Consider the following 18,634-nt stretch of genomic DNA (forward strand, 5'->3'; position numbering starts at 1 on the left):
TATTCAATACTGGTCCGGTTCATTTTCAACCAAATCATGGAAGTAGGGGTGGTGGCGATTTGTTGAATTTGATTTCCTAAATAAGACCATACATCAGAGGTATAAATATAGTAGCCAATATCCAGAGCATAATGTTTAGCAATGTGCCTACCTTTATAAAATCCATAAACCGGTACTGGCCAGCGCTGTATACCATGGTATTGGTCTGGTAGCCAACGGGTGTCATGAAACTTGCCGAAGCCGCAAAAGTAACGGCCATGATAAAAGGTGTAGGATCCAGCCCCAGGTTTTGAGCGGTAGCTATGGCAATGGGAGCCAGGAGGGCGGCAGCAGCATTGTTAGACATGATTTCCGTGATAAGCGATGTGACCAGATAGAGGCCGGAAACTATAGCCACAGGGCCCCAGTGCCCCAGGTTGCCCACGAGCGTTTGGGCTATGATCTGATCCAGTCCGGTATTGTTCATAGCCGTGCCCAGGCTTAGTGCTCCTGCCAGTAAAAACACTATTTTCCAACTTACCGCATCATAGGCCTCCCTCATGGAAAGGCATTTCAAAAGTACCAGCACGCAAACAGCGCTTATAGCACCTACCATAATATCCACCACCCCGATAGTAGCCAACGCAATAATACTCAGAATGGAAACCATAACGATTATAAATTTCTTCTTGTCGAAATCCGTGATAGAATCTTCCGACAGCAACACAAAAGGAGCATCCTGCTCATTTTCCATCTGCTTCAGCTCCTTTACAAAGTGTGTTTTTACTTCTGCCAGTATTACATCACCTGCTTTCAACGGTACATTGTAAAGGTGGTCCCGCACCACTTCCTGCCTGTGCTTGATAGCCAATGGAGTAGCTCGGAACCGCCTTCTGAAATCCACTTCCTTAAGGGTTTTGCCATCAACTTCCGAATTAGAAGTGATCACCATTTCAATGAGTGTGGAGTTGGTTCCTTTCAGATCGTCGTCACCTATTTTTACCGGAGAGTTAACTAGTATCTTGGCTCGTCCTTTTAAAGATTTAATCTTGTCCACATTGCACTTGACTTTCAATATGTCACGTGACTGCAATACAAAATCACCGGGAGGTAATGTGAAGCGTCCATGCTTGTTTCTCCTTACTTCAAGGATGTCCATTTCCAACTCCTTGACCAGCTCTGAGTCCATGATTTTTTTCCCTACCGAATCACCGTTTTCCAGCAGCTCAATTTCAGTGAGGTAATCCCTCAGGCCGAATTTCTCGGCAAGATCCTTCTCCTCTTTGCGTGAAGGTAAAAGCCTAATACCAATAAATACCATGTAAAGAATACCTCCGCCAAGAAAAACAAGCCCCATTGGGGTCAGCTGGAACATAGTGATGGGGTCAAGGCCTGCCTTCTCTGCTATGCCACTGACCAGGATGTTGGTAGAGGTACCGATCAAAGTGCAGGTACCGCCAAAAATCGAAGCAAATGAAAGAGGGATAAGCATTTTTGAAGGACTTTGGCCTGAGGCATTGCCTATCTGGATAATGACAGGTATAAATACGGCTACAACCGGTGTGTTATTGACAAAGGCCGAAATAATGGCTATGAGTATCATCATGAGAATGATGCCTGAATTGAAATTGTAGCGGAAAACCTTCGATAGCCGGAAAGCCAGTAATTGTAACGCCCCCGTTTTCAACAAGGCAGCACTCAGTATAAACATAAACGCCACGGTTATGGTGGCCTTATTGCTAAAACCTTCTACACCTTCTTCCGGCGTTATTACTCCGGTAAGAATAAGCGAAACCATGATCAACAACGCCACCAGGTCGATGGAAAGGATCTCCGTAGCAAAGAGGATAACTGCACCTAAAACTACGCAAAGTGTAATAATGGCATCCGTGGACATTGGGCTTAATGGTTAAATCGTTAATACTCAGGGGTAAAAAGCGGTTGCCCTTTACCAATAAAATATTAGTGCCAGATTTTTGGCCATCAAAGGTAGTAAAATATTAAGTCTATCTATTTAGTAGAGTAAAGATTTAATTTTTTTTAATCTTCATTCATGCGCTTTTTTTGTTTGTCTTCGCGCCTGATGATTTCCAGGAGTGTAGATTTTTTGAGCATGGAAACTGTTTTGTTTCTTACCTCCAGGAAGACATCCCTGATGCCGCAGGTTTCTTCATCTTTACACTCCTCGCAGCGTTCATAGTACATGTATGTAACGCAGGGCAGCAAAGCAATAGGTCCGTCGAAAAGCCGCATTACATCAGCCATATTCACATCTTCAGGGGCTTTGAGCAGGTAATAGCCACCGGCCTTGCCCTTTTTGCTGGCCAGTATACCAGCCTTCTTCAGGTCGAGCAGTATGGCTTCCAGAAATTTTTGAGGAATATTCTCAGCTTTGGCAATCTCCGCGATAATGATTGGTCCTTCGGCTTTCCTTTTGGCCAGATGAACCAGTGCATTAATGGCGTATTTGGTCTTTTTAGAGATCATGCCCGTAAATTTAATAAAATCAACTACTTCATTTTATTAATGGTAAAAGAATAGGTAGCCACGCAGGTATTTAAGGAAATAGCCTCCCTTTCAGAACATTATGGGAGGATTGAATTAAGGAAGGAACAACAGACTTAAAGTACCGACTCTACTAGGCTTCCAGAAGGTGAGGCGATACTTGCCGCTGAGATGCACCGACAGCAGGTTATGACTTTGGTCACATTCAGCTTATTCCCTGGAAGCATACTCCTGATGACAATACATGGTTAGCGCATAAAGCATAAACGCTTAAATAAAAACGTATTAGCTATCCCAAGATCACTAGTACTAGTGATCTTAATTTGCCTATGAGTAGCTATTGATAATCAATTTCTACCCGTATAGCTTTGCTGTAATTTTTAATTAGTCTAAATAATGATGATCAACCCCAATGAATCGTTATAGTTTCTTCATATTTCTCTTCTCCTTTATTTCTTCCGTTTGTTACGGGCAAGTAAATCTTTCGGGTAAAATCACTGACAATAATGGAGAACCTTTAATAGGTGCCTCTGTAGTTATAGAACAACTAAAAAAAGGGGTGGTTACTGATGTTAAAGGTGAATATAAAATCAATGTTGCTGAGGGTACTTATAGAATTACCGTAAGCTTTGTTGGTTACAAACCTCATGTTGAGCAAGTCACTGTTTCTGGAAAAAAACAAACGTTAACCGTACGCCTGCAGGAAGATACCAGTATATTAAATGATGTGGTGGTGGTGGGTAAGTCAGAAACTACAGAGACTTTGGAGAAGCCCTTCACTGTTTCAGCCATAGATGTAAAACCTCTGAAGATTCAAAACCTTGATATTAATCAGATATTGAATACAACTACAGGTGTACGTATTCGTGAGGAAGGCGGGCTTGGTTCTAATTTTAATTTCTCATTGAACGGTTTCAATGGGAGCCAGGTCAAATTTTTTATTGATGGTATACCAATGGATTATTTTGGCTCGTCATTATCATTAAACAATATTCCCTCCAATCTTATTTCCAAAATAGAAGTTTACAAAGGTGTTGTGCCCGTGCATTTAGGTTCGGATGCGTTGGGAGGAGCGGTAAATGTTACTACTAACAGGGCCATTAAGAATTATTTAAACGTGTCCTATGCTTTTGGTTCATTCAATACTCACAGGGCATCCGTGATTGGGAGGTTTACGAATAAGACGGGATTTGTTGTTAATGCCAATGCGTTTTTTAATTACTCTGATAATAATTATAAAGTAGACGCAGAAGTGGTGAATATACAGACCGGCAAAGTCACCGAGGAGGAAGTGGAGCGTTTTCATGATGCATACCAATCGCAAACAATCCAGTTAGAAGGAGGGGTTGAAAATAAAAGTTATGCCGACCGTCTTTTTTTGGGGGTGATCTTATCAAGCAATGAAAAGGAAATTCAGTCTGGTTACAATCTGACAAAAGTGGTAGGGGATGCATTTACTACTGACAAGGCCCTTATCCCCACACTCAAGTATCAAAAGAAAGATCTGTTTGCGGACGGACTGTCATTAACAGTCAATGCCACCTATAAATATGGTGAAAGTATGCGTATTGACACCAGCAGCAGACAGTACAACTGGAGAGGTGAATATACTACCAAAGCTCTCGACGTACGGTCAGGTGAGATTAGCTGGGACAAGACGGAATTCCGGTTTGACGATAATGCATTTATGGCTTCTGCCAACATCGGCTATACCATAAACGAAAGGCAGTCCGTAGCTTTAAATAATACATTTTCCCGATATAAAAGGGTCGGCGAGGATCCTATCAGCTACAATGCTGTTCCATTTAGTGAGCCTAACATACTAACCAAAAATATAACAGGAATTTCATATAGCCTTGATCTGTTAGACGACAAACTACGCTCAGTAGTGTTTGGTAAACTGCTCTATATGGATGCATTGACAAGAGACGGTGAGGGTACAGGTGATGATGATGCGCTTGTGGCAATAACCAACACACAAACTCAATACGGTTTTGGGGCTGCGACAACTTATTTTTTTAGTCCAAATTTTCAGGTTAAAGCCTCTTATGAAAATACCTACAGGCTGCCGGAGGTATTGGAGATGTTCGGAAACGGACTCCAGATATTGAGCAACCCTAACCTAACTGCTGAAAAGAGTCAAAATTTTAATGTAGGTATCCTGGGTAAAAAAAGATTCAAAAAAAACAGCCTGCTTGTAGAAGCAGGTTACTTGTATAGATTGCCTGAAAACCTGATAAGAAATGCTGCTCTGGGACAGACCAGTTCGTATGAAAACCTACAATCAGCCAGGGCCAACATTTTTGAAGGCGTGATAAAATATAGCTACAATAACAGGCTGAACCTTGAGGTAAATGGCACTTATCAGAATATTGTGAATAATGAACAATATACTCCATCAGGAGGGGAAAACTATTTGTACGAAGATCGCCTTCCCAATATGCCTTTTCTATTTGGAAATGCAAAAGCAGGAGTAATATTCAATAATGTAGGCAATGATATCGGCAAATTAAGCATCAACTGGAATACACTTTTCGTGGAAGCATTTTACCTCAAGTGGCCAAGTCAGGGGAGTAGAGAAAGTAAATATGATATTCCGAGACAGGTATCCCATGACCTTTCTGCTTCTTATGCCATGCTTGACGGCAAGTATAACCTGTCTCTGTCGTGCACAAATGTGATGGACAGTAAACTTTTTGACAACTTCATGCTTCAAAAACCCGGTAGGGCTTTCCATGTGAAGTTCAGCTACTTTATGCAATAAAACTTATATACTACTTATAACTATAACTTAAATGAAAAGATTCTTTAAAAATTCATTGATACTTTCCGCCCTTGGGTTGACATTATTGTTCACTTCATGCTCAGATGACGATTCTTCAGTAACACCTGTTGCCAGTGGCTATGTAATGTCACTTCGTACCGAAGATGCGGATGAGGAAAGTGCTGATTATTATATAACAGTTGATGATCTCATGACCGGTGAGATCAGTGCTGAAGGTCAGGGTGTAGAGCTGGTGGGCTGGAATTACAATGGCCATTTCGGTGATACATATTTTGCTTTTGGTTATGACTTAAATGAGTGTATCGGTTATAAAATGATAAACAACCAATTGGTCGAGCAGGGAAAATTTGTGTTTGAGAGATTCGATGTGATGAGTGCGATAGACGACGAGAGCTTTCTTGCTATAGGTGCTCCATGGGGCGGAGGATCGTATGACTGTCAGCTTCAGGTAGTGGATGTGGCTGAGATTGCTATTACTAAAAATGTTAAACACCCTATTTATGAGTCATTTGATAACGGAGACCAGTTGAATGCCTGGCCTACCGGTGCTTATGTAGACGGTGATAAACTTTTTGTAGCGTTTTATCCTCTAAACGGCACCTCTTGGGAGACCCCCAACACTGACACGGCTTACGTAAGCGTATATTCTTACCCGGAAATTGAGTATATAAAAACCATTAAAGATTCCAGAACTGCCCCGATTGGATACTATGGTGCTTCACCTAGCATTTTAGAGGACGAAAGTGGCAACCATTTCACACTTTCTGTTAGCTCTAAAGCTGCCGGATATACTCAGGCAACAAAACCTTCAGGTGTACTGAAAATCAATGCCGGAGAAGATGAATTTGATGCGGACTATTTCTTTAATGTAGAAGAGTCTGGTTACAAGGTGCTTTCTGCGACCTACGTTGGTAATGGACTTGCCGTGGCACGTGTTATTTCGTTGCAAATGGATGAAGCCGCCGGAGCACAATCTCAATGGGCTGCCTTTAGCGAGATTACACCTATTTTGAATGTGGCAGTTCTAGATCTTAATAAGGAAACCGTGACTATTGTTGAGGATGTGCCTTTACATGGAGGACAATACCAGACCCCATATCTTGTGGAAAACGGTAAAGTATATATTTCTGTTAATACAGGAACTGAAGCCCATATCTATCAGGTAGATGCAGCCTCCGGTTCGGCTACTAAAGGAGCAAAACTGATAGGCAACCAATTTCAGGCCCTTTTCTCCGCTAAATAAGAACTTGCTACGTGAGCCTTATTCCTGGCTGAAAGGGAATGAGGCTCCTTAAATCCTATGCTATGAAAAAACTATTATTAATTCTTTCCTTTTTGCTGATAGCTGTACTTCAGGCATCTGCTCACTATTTATGGCTTGAAACCGCTGAGACTGGTAAAAAAAACAAGGAGCATGTAGTTAAAGTATTTTTTGGGGAATATACCTACGGTGTAATTGAAGACCCCAATGGAGAGAACTACGAGAATGTTAAAAATTTCAGTCTGTGGGTGATTTCACCTTCGGGTAAGAAAACACCGATAACCACATCTGTTAAGGATAATGCCTTTCAGGGCACTTTTATTCCTAAGGAGGATGGTACCTATACTGTGGTGCTTAACAATAACGAGATCGACGTTATAGATTACACACAATATGACTTTGGTATCTTCAAAACGCACTATCATTCTACTGCAAAAGTAGTAGTAGGAGATAAGGTTACGCCTACCGCGGCGGATAATAATGCAGGCCTTGTAGTGGTGAATGCTTCTGACAAACAGGCTGGTGAAAACTCACCCGTAGTACTTCAGGTACTTTACAAAGGTGAGCCTTTGGCAGACCAGGAGGTAGACATTTATGTATCTGATCTGTGGAGTAAAAAACTCACCACGGATAAAGAAGGAAAAGTAAGCTTCTCTTTGCCCTGGAAGACCAAGTACACGGTTGAAACCACAAAAAAGGAAGAGGTTCCCGGCTCCTACAAAGGTGAAGATTATGAATTTATCTGGCATTGCGCCACTTACTGTATAGCCCTGTAATGATGATGGTCACGCTTAGTACTTTAGTCACATTCCTTGGATTTTGGTGTTGTTATCAAACCTCTCACCGGGCCGAGCTTAAAGCGGCTGCCGGTGTAGCACAATGGCTTCGGCAGAACCGCGTCAAAGCGCAGAGGATCGGCATCGCAGGTATGGTGGCCGGACTGATGCTAAGCATGGTCACTTTTGGTATTGGGTCTGGCATTTTTGCCTATTTAATGATCCTCACTGTAGTGTCCAGTCTGATGATCATACTGGCTCCGCTCGGTTTAATGACCAGGCGGAACATTGCCGTTGCCCTTGTGATTTGCACCATTTTAGAAATAGCCCTGTAGATATGCCAGCCAATAAAAAACATCTGACGCCTTCATTCCATCAACGTTTTGCCAAGATCACGGCGGGTTTTGTCGGAGGCTATTTTATTACCAGTTCCTTATTTATGGTGCTGGCACTATACACTGACCGGGCAGCCACGCTTGTTACGTTGAGGTTTGCAGGCTTTATATTGTGGGGTGCACTAATGATCATCCCCTTTCTGTTCAGAAACGGCTGGAAGGCCTGGGGGTTATACCTTGCCGCGATCCTGCTGTTTTCTTCCATTCTTTACTTTGCCAAAATAGAGTCACCTGAATTATTTCCCATATAATGAGCAATCGTATCTATAACGTCCTCTTTCATACCCATACTGTCAGTGGGTTAGTCATTAGCGTTGCACTTTTTGTGATCTTCTTTGCCGGGTCAATAAGCTTCTTTCGTGATGACATAATCAACTGGGAGCGCCAGCAGTCCATAGTACAGGATTCACAAATGGATGTTGACTTTGATACGGTTATTGATACACTGGCAGCGCGCCATGCCTTATACGGAAGGAATATCACTATCAGGCAGGTACACCAGGAGCGGAGGGTGATGGTGTCCGCTACACCGACCCAGGATACTACCGCAGCAGATGAGAGCAAACGCAGTCTTTTCCTTTACCAGGATCCAGTCTCACAGAAGAACTATAGCTATTTTGAGGATTTTACTCTTGGAGAATTTATTTACAGGCTTCATTTTTTTGCACAGATCCCTTACCCCTACGGATATCTGCTTTCAGGTTTTGTAGCATTTTTCTTCCTGTTTGCCATAGTTACAGGCATTATCGTTCATTGGAAGAAGATAATCAGTAACTTTTATATGTTCAGGCCGCTGGCAAAACTGAAAACCGTATGGACTGATGCCCATACTACTCTGGGAGTTATCGGTCTGCCCTTCCAATTTATGTATGCTGTTACCGGCGCAGTATTAATTATTGGCACTACAGTGATGATGGCAGCCTCTACTTCATTTTTCTACGATGGTGATACAGAGAAGTTATACAAAGAAATTTTCCCGGAAGCAGAAACACTGGCATTTGTAAATAACCCGCAAAATTATAATCTCAGCATCAACGAGTTGGTGACGAAGACCGAACAGAAGTGGCAGGATGTGAGGGCTTCCAAGGTGGTACTCCAAAATTATGGAGACACCAGCATGCGTGTGGTAGTAGAAGTAAAGCCACACGATGACAGTCGCTTTACCGGCTTGGGGCAGGCAGTATATCAGGCATCAACAGGAGAGGTTGTGCATGAAAAAGATCCTTATGAAAGCACCAGCTACGCCTCAGCCGTTCAGGACGTGATGATCAAACTTCATTATGGTAACTACGGAGGGTATGGCCTCAAGATCATCTATTTTGTTTTTGGTATAATCAGTTGCTTTGTGATCTTGTCAGGAGTACTGCTTTGGGCAGAGGCACGTGAGAAAAGGAGCACAGCGCCCTGGAAGAGGAAATCAAATCAATGGGTGGCCTCCATCTTTCTGGCTATTTCATTAAGCATGTATCCTGTAACAGCGCTGAGCTTTACAGTGGTGAAGTTATTTAAAGAAGTAAATGACCCGACTCCACACTTGCTCATCTTTAAGACATTCTTTATCTCATGGCTGGTACTGTCTATTTTATTTTCAATCAAAAAGGACAACTACTTTACCAACAAATACTGCTTGCTGTCAGGCAGCGTGTTGGGCTTTCTTATACCAATTGCCAATGGTGTCGTTTCCGGTACCTGGCTATGGAAAACATTCAACGAGCAGCAGTTACAGATCTTTGTAGTGGACGCATTTTGGCTTACAACATCAATAATAAGCTTTTTGATTTTCCTGAAAATAAAACCCAAAGTAAAAGAAGAATCTGCTGGAATATCAACGCCAAAAAGCAAGAGTGTTATAAATAAAACCGTAAAACCCCGAAAGTTACAACCGGCATAACAATAATCGGAGGGAATTTTTGCTGAGAGTATGTACAAAAGGACTTTTTGCCCTAATTTTTACTGAATTTTAAAGAGCAAATGCAACATGCAGTATCGTTGCATGTCATTTTTCATTAGTTTTGCGACACATGAAGAATTTTGTATCCATAATGATGGTCACGTTTGTGCTGATAAGAGGACTGGCGCCCAGTATGGATATTTGCTGTGAGTTGCAGAAACTACCTAATTTACTGGAGCACTACCAGCAGCATAAAGACTGTAACGGAGGAGCTTCTTTTCTACAATTTCTGGCAGAAGATTATTTCGACCTTCAAAAAAATGCTGATGATCATCATGATGATAATGATCATAGCAACCTGCCTTTCCAGGGAGATCATCAATGTTGCCATTCCTTTGTTTTTTATACCTTCAACCAGGAAATACCAGCTACAGTGATCAATTTTATCGTTGATGATAAAGTAGATTGCTATAAATCGTTTTTCTCATCACAGTTTCCCGATTCACTTTTCCAACCTCCCCGGGTTTAAATCAAACGGCTTTTTACATGACAGGTATGCCCCTGTCATATTTTGTTGAAGTTAAATTGATTTAACCCAAGAATGGATGTTTGATAAAATAATTAGTTTTTCTATTAAGAATAAACTGATCATCGGGCTATTTGTCATAGGCCTGATCAGTTGGGGTTTGTATTCCCTTACAAAAATACCTTTGGATGCTGTGCCAGATATTACCAACAATCAGGTACAGGTAATCACTCAGGCTCCCGACCTGGCTACCCAGGAAGTGGAGCAGTTCATCACTTACCCGTTGGAAGTCTCTATGTCGTTTATTCCGGATGTGGAAGAGATCCGGTCTATATCACGTTTTGGTCTTTCGGTGATCACCATAGTATTTGAGAAAAAGATAGACCCGTACCTGGCAAGGCAGTTGGTGAGTGAACAGATCAGGGTGGCGGAGGAAAGTATTCCTGAGAATTTTGGTTCACCAAAACTGGCGCCGATGGTTACCGGTCTTAGCGAGATCTATCAGTACACACTGGTGCAGGATGAAGGTGCCGATACCATCTACACTCCCATGCAGCTTCGGACGATCCAGGACTGGATAGTAAAACGCCAGTTGGCCGGAGTGCCCGGTGTGGCAGAAGTGAGCAGTTTGGGTGGGTATCTCAAGCAATATGAAATAGCTCTTGATCCCGAACGGCTCAGGGCATACAACCTTACCGTGTCCGATGTGTTTGTTGCCATAGAGCGTAATAATCAAAATACGGGAGGTTCATATATCGAGAAAACCAATACTGCCTATTTTATCAGGGGAGAAGGTATGGTGAACTCTATCGACGAAATTGAGGAGATACTGATCAAAAATGTCAATGGCACCCCTATAACCGTTACCGATGTAGCTGCAGTGCAATTGGGCTATGCTCCACGCTTTGGAGCACTTACACGTAATGGCGAAGGAGAAACTGTCGGTGGCCTTGTATTGATGCTGAAGGGAGAGAATTCTTATCAGGTAACCCAGGCTGTAAAAGAGCGAATCAGTCAAATTCAGAAAAGTTTACCAAAAGGGATCCATATCGACCCATTTCTGGATCGTTCCGAACTGATAGACAGAGCGATAGCAACCGTTACCACCAACCTTGTGGAGGGAGGTCTGATCGTAATATTTATCCTGGTGTTGCTCTTGGGCAACCTGAGAGCAGGTCTGGTAGTGGCTTCGGTAATTCCACTGTCTATGCTGTTTGCCCTATGTATGATGAATATATTTGGTGTATCGGCCAACCTTATGAGCCTTGGAGCCATAGATTTTGGGCTGATCGTTGATGGTGCCGTCATTATTGTGGAGGCCATAGTTCATCGTATTTATAGCACATTTAATGGTCAGCAACTCACCCAGAAAGAAATGGACAAACAAGTTGGTCTGGCCTCAAAGCACATCAGAACATCGGCTGCCTTTGGGGAGATCATCATTCTGATCGTTTACCTGCCCATCCTCGCACTGGTGGGTATTGAAGGAGAGATGTTCCGGCCCATGGCACAAACCGTAAGCTTTGCCATACTCGGAGCATTTATTCTCTCACTGACCTATGTACCCATGATGTCTGCACTGGTATTGAAGAAGAAAATAGTGGTGAAGAGGAATATATCCGACAAGATCATGGACTTTTTTCACCGGTTGTACGATCCCGTTATCAGGTTTGCTTTAAAAACCAAGCAACTGGTTATTCTAACCGCGGTTATCCTGTTTGCTGGGAGCTTATTTGTCTTTTCAAGCCTTGGCGGGGAATTTATCCCTACCCTGGATGAAGGAGATATTGCCTCACACCAGATCTTGCCTACAGGTACCTCCCTGAAACAAATGGTTGCGGTGTCCGAAAAGATTCAGCACCGGCTCATGGAAGAGTTTCCGGAGGTAAAAGAGGTAGTAACCAAGATTGGTACTTCCGAGATTCCAACGGATCCTATGCCCATAGAGCTGGCGGATATCATCATAGTGATGAAGGACAAAAAGGAGTGGATAAGTGCAAAGTCAAAGGACGAGATGTTTGAAAAAATGGAACAGGTAATTTACTCCGTTCCGGGTGTGGGGACTGAGTTTACACAGCCCATACAAATGCGCTTCAATGAGCTTATCACGGGCGTGCGACAGGATATTGCCGTTAAAATTTATGGAGAAGATCTTGACATACTCTTTAGCAAGGCCAATGAAGTCAATACGCTGATCAGCCAGATAGAGGGTGTAGGAGGTACGGTGGTGGAGCAACTGACAGGCCTTCCTCAGATCCTGGTCAGCTACAAAAGAAATAAGATGGCGCAATACGGTCTGGATGTGCAGGATGTAAATCAGGCCATCAATACAGCATTTGCCGGAGGGCAGGCCGGGGTGGTGTTTGAAGGGGAAAAGCGCTTTGATCTCATGGTCAGGTTTGATGATGATTTCAGGCAGGATATCGACAATGTAAAAAACATGTATATACCCTTGCCCGGCGGTGGACAGGTTCCCGTCAGAGAGATTGCAAAAGTTGATTTTAAAGAGGCCCCGGCACAAATCTCCCGTGATGATGCCCGGAGAAGGATAGTAGTAGGTGTAAATACCCGAAACAGGGATACGGAGAGCGTGGTAGAGGATATTAGCCAGATGCTGGAAGAAAAGCTGGAGTTACCCGCTGGCTATTATATTACTTATGGCGGTCAATTTGAAAACCTGATCAAAGCCAGGGAAAGACTGTCAGTGGCTGTTCCCTCTGCTCTGCTTTTGATCCTGGTATTGTTGTATTTTACATTTCGTTCAGTGAAGCAGTCCCTGTTGATCTTTACCGCTGTACCAATGTCAGCCATTGGGGGCATACTTGCGCTTTGGATCCGTGACATGCCTTTTAGCATCTCTGCCGGGGTTGGGTTTATTGCACTCTTCGGTGTAGCTGTTCTGAATGGGATCGTTTTGATCTCTGAGTTTAATACATTAAAAAAGGAAGGTATGACAGATGTGTATGAACGGATAATGAAAGGAACTTATATTCGTCTGCGCCCCGTGATTATGACAGCCTCAGTGGCGTCTCTTGGATTTTTACCCATGGCACTTTCTACTTCTGCCGGTGCTGAGGTACAGCAGCCGCTGGCCACTGTGGTTATCGGAGGCCTCATTACTGCAACACTGCTAACCCTGGTGGTTTTGCCGGTGTTGTACTACTACCTTGAAAAAGGGGTAAGGTTGAAGCTCAAAGCAAATGCCCTGACGCTGACTGTTTTTATGGGTCTTGCCGGAGCAGGAGGAAGTTCAGCAATGGCTCAGTCGGCAACTGACAGCCTGCAGATCCTTACGCTTGAAGAAGCAATCAGATCGACACTGAAAAACCACCCGGCCATGGAGAAGGCAGATCTTCAAATAGAAGAGCAAAGAGCCCTAAAAAGGACAGCATGGGATTTTGAAAAAACCAGCATTTTTCACCAGCGGGAGGAAACCAACGGTTCGGAAATACAAGGTGTTGCGTCCTATGGAGTACAGCAAAACTTTGATTTCCCCACTACCTACCTGAGGAAGTCACAATACCAACAGAAGAAGGTCGATCAAAGCCTCAAATACAAGGGTATTTCAGGCAATGAATTAATTGCCCAGACCAGTATTGCTTATAACAACTGGCTACTGGCCTGGAGCAAGTTGGCCCTGATGAAGCGGCAGGATAGTATTTACAGAGACTTTGAATCTGCTGCACGTTTGCGCTTCGAAACCGGAGAGACCGGCAAACTAGAGATGTTATCTGCTACAGGTCAGGCTAAAAAAGTGACTGTAATGCTGGAGCAGGCATCGGCAGAATATACAGCAGCCACAAAAGCTTTGAAGAGCTGGCTGAATACTGGGGCTGATATTGAGCCTGAGGAGGACAGTTTGTACAGGTTTGATGAGACCATGCCGGCAACAGGTATTGACCTTGACCACAACCCGACGATAGCGTTTTACTCACAAAGCAGAGATTTGGCAGAGGCAGCTTTTAAAGTTCAGCGCTCCCAGTTCCTGCCAGAGATTAACCTCGGCTACAGTGACCAAACCGTTAATGACCGGTCAGGCTTTTACATGTACAGGATTGGCTTGAACGTACCGTTACTATTTTTCGGGCAGAAAGGACGAACTCAGGCAGCCCGGATCAGGCAGTCTGTGGCTGAAAAGGAATATCAGGAACAAGAACTGGTACTGGATCGGCAGTATGCTGCGGCGAGGGCAGCACTGGAGAAGGCCTCGGCTTCGCTACAGTTTTATGAAAATGAAGGCATCGAGCTTGCTGAGGAGCAAATACGCACAGCGCAGTTTGGCTATAAGCTTGGGGAGGTGGATTATATTGCCTTCATTCAAAACATGGGGCAGGCCCTGGATCTCCGCTCAGACTATCTTAATAGTTTGAGTGCTTATAACCTCGCCATAATAGAACTCAACCGGCTATCCGGTAAGCAGTTAGAAAAGTATGAACTATCCGGAAACAGATAAAATTTTAAAAGAATGAAACTTAAAATAACATATATATTAATACTTCTGACCTTATCATTTCCCTTGCTAAAGTGTGGGCAAACGGAGTCACCTGATGAGCATGGACATGAACATACAGAGGAAAACCAGGATGAACACGCGCATGAGGAAGAAGAATACTCAGAAGAAGGTATGGTGGAACTGAATGCCGTACAGATAGCCAATGCAGGTCTTAAATATGGCGACATGGATACCCTGAACACTTCGGCTTATGTAAAAGCAAATGGTATACTGGACCTTCCACCACAAAATATTGCTGCTGTATCAGCTCCAATGGATGGTTTTGTGAAAAAAGCGAATTACCTGGTGGGTGACTACGTCAAGGAAGGTACTGTGCTAGCGGTATTGGAACATATGGATTACATCAAGCTTCAGGAAGAGTATTTGAGCGTGATTAACAACCTGAGCTATCTTGAATCGGAATATCAAAGGCAAAAGCAGCTGGATTCTGCCCGGGTAACGGCCAAGAAACAGTACCAGGCTGCCAGCGCGGCCTATGAAGGTGCTATGGCCAGGAAGAAGGCACTTGAAAAGCAGTTGCAATACATGGGTATATCTCCAAAGCGGGTAGCATCCGGAGAAATCTCTGCTACCATAAGCATCCGTGCCCCTTTAAGTGGACACATTACTGCACTGAATGTTCATAATGGTGCCTTTGCCGAACAGAGGCAGGAGCTTTATGAAATAGTGGATACGGATCATATGCACCTGGAATTAAACGTTTTCGAGCAGGATATTTCTAAAGTTAAAGTTGGGCAACCGATCAGCTTTGCGGTTCCTGCTATGGGAGAGCAACGCTACAATGGAAGGGTATTTCTGGTTGGTAAATCGTTTGACCAACAAAGCAAAACCGTCAAGGTGCATGCCCATATAGAGCATGAAGATCACGGCTTTATTCGCGGGTATTATGCCGAAGCAAAGATATATACCGAAGATAAAAAGATAGTTGCTTTGCCAGAGGAAGCGGTGGTTTCCGATGAAGGAAATTCATATATCTTCATATTTACGGAGGATAGTCATGAAAAAAGAGACTCCCATGAAGGTGAAGAGGAGCATACTCACAATAAACATGAAGAAACACATGGCACTTCTTTTAAGAGGATACAGGTAGTAATAGGAGAGAGGGATCAGGGTTTTATTCAAATCGTGGAAGTACCAGCATTGACAGCAGACGTAAAGATCGTAACCCAGGGTGCCTATTATCTCCTGTCGGAAATGAAAAAAGGAGAGGGTGGACATCATCATCATTAGTGTCAATTCCGGGAAACTATAGTATTTTCGGAGCTTTCAAAAGAGCTAAAAAGATCAGATATTTAGTCTTTTGGCGTTTGTCAGCACACTAAATATCTGATCAAATAATGAAAAGTATTTTACCACTGTAAGCTTACTGGTATGGGGGTATTCATTTTGCGCTCAGGAGTCTGGCTCTGTAGATGAGGATCTTGAAGAATGTCTTGAAATTGCCGGCACTACCAGTGAAATAATTGATTGCCAGATACGGGCGGCCGAGGCGTGGGACAAAGAACTCAATAAATACTACAAGTTGTATCTTTCAAAATTGAATGAAGGAGGAAAGGTCGTGCTAATAGAAGCTCAGAGGGAGTGGATTTGTTTATAGAGATAAGGAGTATAAGCTCATAGACTCCCACTACCTAGTCAATTGCAAGGCATCATATGACATCCAGTAGTGGAAGGTGAGAAAATGGAGATCGTGAAGGCCAGGTTTCTGAATATTTCATAAAAAGAGGGGATTGGCTCCTCTTTTTTATTGAAGTAAGGCACAGAGTACTTGCCTGCCATGGTTCAGGAACATTCATTTCCAGATAGTTGTTTCTTTTTTATAACTATTACACTTCAAAAGGGAAAGAAATCATGAAAGATCAGCTAAGTAAATTGTCCGAAGAAGACAGAGAACTTTTATTGAGGGCTCCTGCATTATTTTCACTATTGGCAGCCAGTACAGATGGCCCTATCACAAGGTCGGAAAAGGCCGAAGCCATAGAACTTTCCCACCTGCGGACATTTACAGCACCACCTACCCTGCAACCCTACTACAGAGAAGTGGAAAAGGTTTTTCAGCGTGATCTGGAAAGGTTGATCGATAAATATTCGCCCATCACCGAAGAGCAACAGGAGGCCTTGCAGGAGGAAACTGAAAGCGTTTATGCCATTCTGGACAAGCTTGATGAAAATTTCAAACTCGATATGGTCATTAGCCTCAAAAGCTACGCCAGGCACGTAGGCCGTGTGCATACCAATTTTCTTGAATACTTTGTCTTTCCCCTTTCTATTTGGGGTATTACGGAGTAGTTGGCCTATACTTTGTGATTTGTGGGTTGGATTGCTTTGTCAGGAGTTGAGGGATGGTTATGGGATATCGCCTTCTGCCTATCGCTTATGGGACTTCCCATTCAGAAATTTCAACTTTTTCTACTTCAATTTTTCCATTGAGCAAAATGTCTATCCAATAATGTCCACTGTCATAATTATTGCCAAATAACGAGAAGGAGTAGCTTTTACCTGCTGATAAATATTTATTCAGCTCATCTTCATTAAAAGTCATAGCTGTACCTTCACGGAATTTTTTATACAGCTTTATATCGTTTAGATATAAACCTTTACCCATAACTGTTTCTTCTATTACTATTCTCTCAAATACGGGCTTATCATCCATCTTCTCTAACTTTTCTTGACTGTTGTTACTATTAGTACATGCGGCAATTGATGCCATAAGCATGATTTTGCTTAAAAAGCTTATAATTTTCTGTTTCATTAAATTGTTGGTTGTAGAAAGATCACTTTAAGGCTTCTTATTATTTAGGTGGATTTTAGAGAGGTTTTAATATATCGATTATGGTATGTCTCCCTCGGCAACTTCAATTTTTTCTACTTCAATTTTGCCTTCAGAAGTCACCGTAATATTATAATAGCCATCAGTATATATATTACTAAAAAAAGGAAACGAATAAAGGTTGTCCTTCGACAAACCTTCCTGAAGAGTGACCATATCAGACATGTTGGAAAAGCTCTCAAAACCACCTAATGACCATAGATCGGCCTCATCTGTTTTGCTTTCATTTTTGAAGACGGACATGGAAAAGCCATTAGTGTCACCTTTTGCAATTAAAAAATAAATATCAATTTCTTTTGAGTCATGCCTTAGGTGCAACAGGGGATAGTATGTTTTGTTTGTGTCAAACTTCTCAATATAATGTTGTATTTCAGAAGTCCTTAAGGGTTTTATGCTCTCTTGCAGTATCTCTTCATAATTATCAATAAGGGAGAACGGTAAAGCACCTCCGATGGCTACAGTGTCCAGTGTTATAGATGTAAATTGGTTTACAACTTCCTTTATTATGTCTTTTTCTTGTGATTGGTCATTTTTGACCTTGGAACAGCTCAGCAATAAAATTATAGCAAGGAAATAATGCTTCATGTATCTACTCAAGATATCAGTTTTTAAACTTTTTAAATTGTTTCAAAGGCTGCAACATTATGGAATGGCTCCTTCCTGTAACTCTACTTGCTTAACCTCTATTTTCCCATTTAGGAGAACTTTTACTAAATAATAACCATCTGGATAATTTGTGCTAAAAACGGTAATTGTATATGGTTGGTCTTTTAAAACACCTGCATCTAATTTTATGCTATTTGACAATCCTTTTACATTAGTTAATCCTGCGAGATTCCATAAATCAAGTTCAGATGTAAGCTTATTATTCTTAGACACTGATAAATAAAGAGCACTAATTTGCTCCTCATTTTCTTCAATCGTTATAAATATTGAAAGTGTCTGAGAAGTATACAAAAGTTCAGCAATTGGATAGTATTTAGCGTGTTCTTTGGTCGACAAAAGATAGTTGCCAAAATAAGTACCCTCAAAACTCTGCAAATCTCCATCTCGGTAGACATTGTAATTTTCTAAATCCCAAAAGGATAAAGGGAGGCCGCTGGTAGTTTCTTCTATTTGCTTTTTGCTATAGATAATGGAGTTATCATGTGTCATACTTTCCCTTTTTGGTGT

16 protein-coding genes are annotated in these 18,634 nt (G+C 42.4%); 11 read left to right on the forward strand and 5 right to left on the reverse strand.

What is annotated here, in order from left to right; all coding sequences use genetic code 11:
• Positions 1 to 76: 76 nt before the first annotated feature.
• Entirely contained in the window at positions 77 to 1,876 is a 1,800-nt protein-coding gene (locus LVD17_RS15100; protein WP_233759843.1) for an SLC13 family permease, read from the reverse strand.
• Positions 1,877 to 2,019: 143 nt separating this feature from the next.
• Complete coding sequence (locus tag LVD17_RS15105) at positions 2,020 to 2,466, reverse strand: RrF2 family transcriptional regulator (RefSeq protein WP_233759844.1); 447 nt, start codon at positions 2,464 to 2,466, stop codon at positions 2,020 to 2,022.
• Between the two features lie 430 nt (positions 2,467 to 2,896).
• Here LVD17_RS15105 and LVD17_RS15110 point away from each other — a divergent pair, with 430 nt between their 5' ends.
• The 11 genes from LVD17_RS15110 (at position 2,897) to LVD17_RS15155 (ending at position 16,920) form a co-directional block, all read left to right on the forward strand.
• Positions 2,897 to 5,248: a TonB-dependent receptor gene (locus tag LVD17_RS15110; RefSeq protein WP_233759845.1), complete on the forward strand. Its 2,352-nt coding sequence runs from the start codon at positions 2,897 to 2,899 to the stop codon at positions 5,246 to 5,248.
• A gap of 31 nt (positions 5,249 to 5,279) precedes the next feature.
• On the forward strand, positions 5,280 to 6,512 hold the full coding sequence (locus LVD17_RS15115; protein WP_233759846.1) for a DUF4374 domain-containing protein: 1,233 nt from the start codon (positions 5,280 to 5,282) through the stop codon (positions 6,510 to 6,512).
• Between the two features lie 62 nt (positions 6,513 to 6,574).
• Positions 6,575 to 7,306: a DUF4198 domain-containing protein gene (locus LVD17_RS15120; RefSeq protein ID WP_233759847.1), complete on the forward strand. Its 732-nt coding sequence runs from the start codon at positions 6,575 to 6,577 to the stop codon at positions 7,304 to 7,306.
• Positions 7,306 to 7,641, forward strand: coding sequence for a hypothetical protein (locus tag LVD17_RS15125; protein ID WP_233759848.1), 336 nt, complete (start codon positions 7,306 to 7,308; stop codon positions 7,639 to 7,641). Before LVD17_RS15120 ends, LVD17_RS15125 begins: the two co-directional genes overlap by 1 nt.
• A 2-nt stretch (positions 7,642 to 7,643) precedes the next feature.
• Positions 7,644 to 7,952: a hypothetical protein gene (locus LVD17_RS15130; protein ID WP_233759849.1), complete on the forward strand. Its 309-nt coding sequence runs from the start codon at positions 7,644 to 7,646 to the stop codon at positions 7,950 to 7,952.
• Positions 7,952 to 9,592 (forward strand): PepSY-associated TM helix domain-containing protein, encoded by a 1,641-nt coding sequence (locus LVD17_RS15135; protein WP_233759850.1) that lies wholly within the window; start codon positions 7,952 to 7,954, stop codon positions 9,590 to 9,592. The genes LVD17_RS15130 and LVD17_RS15135 overlap by 1 nt, the downstream gene beginning before the upstream one ends.
• A gap of 130 nt (positions 9,593 to 9,722) precedes the next feature.
• The gene (locus LVD17_RS15140) at positions 9,723 to 10,121 is read left to right on the forward strand and encodes a hypothetical protein (RefSeq protein WP_233759851.1); all 399 of its coding nucleotides are present in this window, start codon (positions 9,723 to 9,725) and stop codon (positions 10,119 to 10,121) included.
• A 76-nt stretch (positions 10,122 to 10,197) separates the two neighbouring features.
• On the forward strand, positions 10,198 to 14,571 hold the full coding sequence (locus LVD17_RS15145) for a CusA/CzcA family heavy metal efflux RND transporter (RefSeq protein ID WP_233759852.1): 4,374 nt from the start codon (positions 10,198 to 10,200) through the stop codon (positions 14,569 to 14,571).
• 12 nt (positions 14,572 to 14,583) lie between these two features.
• Positions 14,584 to 15,861 carry an efflux RND transporter periplasmic adaptor subunit gene (locus LVD17_RS15150; protein ID WP_233759853.1) on the forward strand — a complete coding sequence of 426 codons (1,278 nt, stop codon included), beginning with the start codon at positions 14,584 to 14,586 and terminating at the stop codon, positions 15,859 to 15,861.
• A 208-nt stretch (positions 15,862 to 16,069) separates the two neighbouring features.
• Positions 16,070 to 16,228: a lysozyme inhibitor LprI family protein gene (locus LVD17_RS28705; RefSeq protein ID WP_370688833.1), complete on the forward strand. Its 159-nt coding sequence runs from the start codon at positions 16,070 to 16,072 to the stop codon at positions 16,226 to 16,228.
• A 254-nt stretch (positions 16,229 to 16,482) separates the two neighbouring features.
• Positions 16,483 to 16,920, forward strand: coding sequence for a hypothetical protein (locus LVD17_RS15155; RefSeq protein ID WP_233759854.1), 438 nt, complete (start codon positions 16,483 to 16,485; stop codon positions 16,918 to 16,920).
• A gap of 85 nt (positions 16,921 to 17,005) precedes the next feature.
• On the opposite strand, the gene LVD17_RS15160 is transcribed toward LVD17_RS15155, so the two are convergent.
• From LVD17_RS15160 to LVD17_RS15170, 3 genes are all read right to left on the reverse strand, one after another.
• Positions 17,006 to 17,383: a hypothetical protein gene (locus LVD17_RS15160; protein ID WP_233759855.1), complete on the reverse strand. Its 378-nt coding sequence runs from the start codon at positions 17,381 to 17,383 to the stop codon at positions 17,006 to 17,008.
• 78 nt (positions 17,384 to 17,461) lie between these two features.
• A complete protein-coding gene (locus LVD17_RS15165; protein ID WP_233759856.1) occupies positions 17,462 to 18,058 on the reverse strand; it encodes a hypothetical protein in 597 nt (198 codons plus the stop codon).
• A gap of 45 nt (positions 18,059 to 18,103) precedes the next feature.
• Positions 18,104 to 18,616, reverse strand: a complete 513-nt coding sequence (locus tag LVD17_RS15170; RefSeq protein WP_233759857.1) for a hypothetical protein — start codon at positions 18,614 to 18,616, stop codon at positions 18,104 to 18,106.
• Between the last annotated feature and the right edge of the window lie 18 nt (positions 18,617 to 18,634).

The sequence above is a fragment of the Fulvivirga ulvae genome, from assembly GCF_021389975.1.
Classification (GTDB): Bacteria; Bacteroidota; Bacteroidia; order Cytophagales; family Cyclobacteriaceae; genus Fulvivirga; species Fulvivirga ulvae.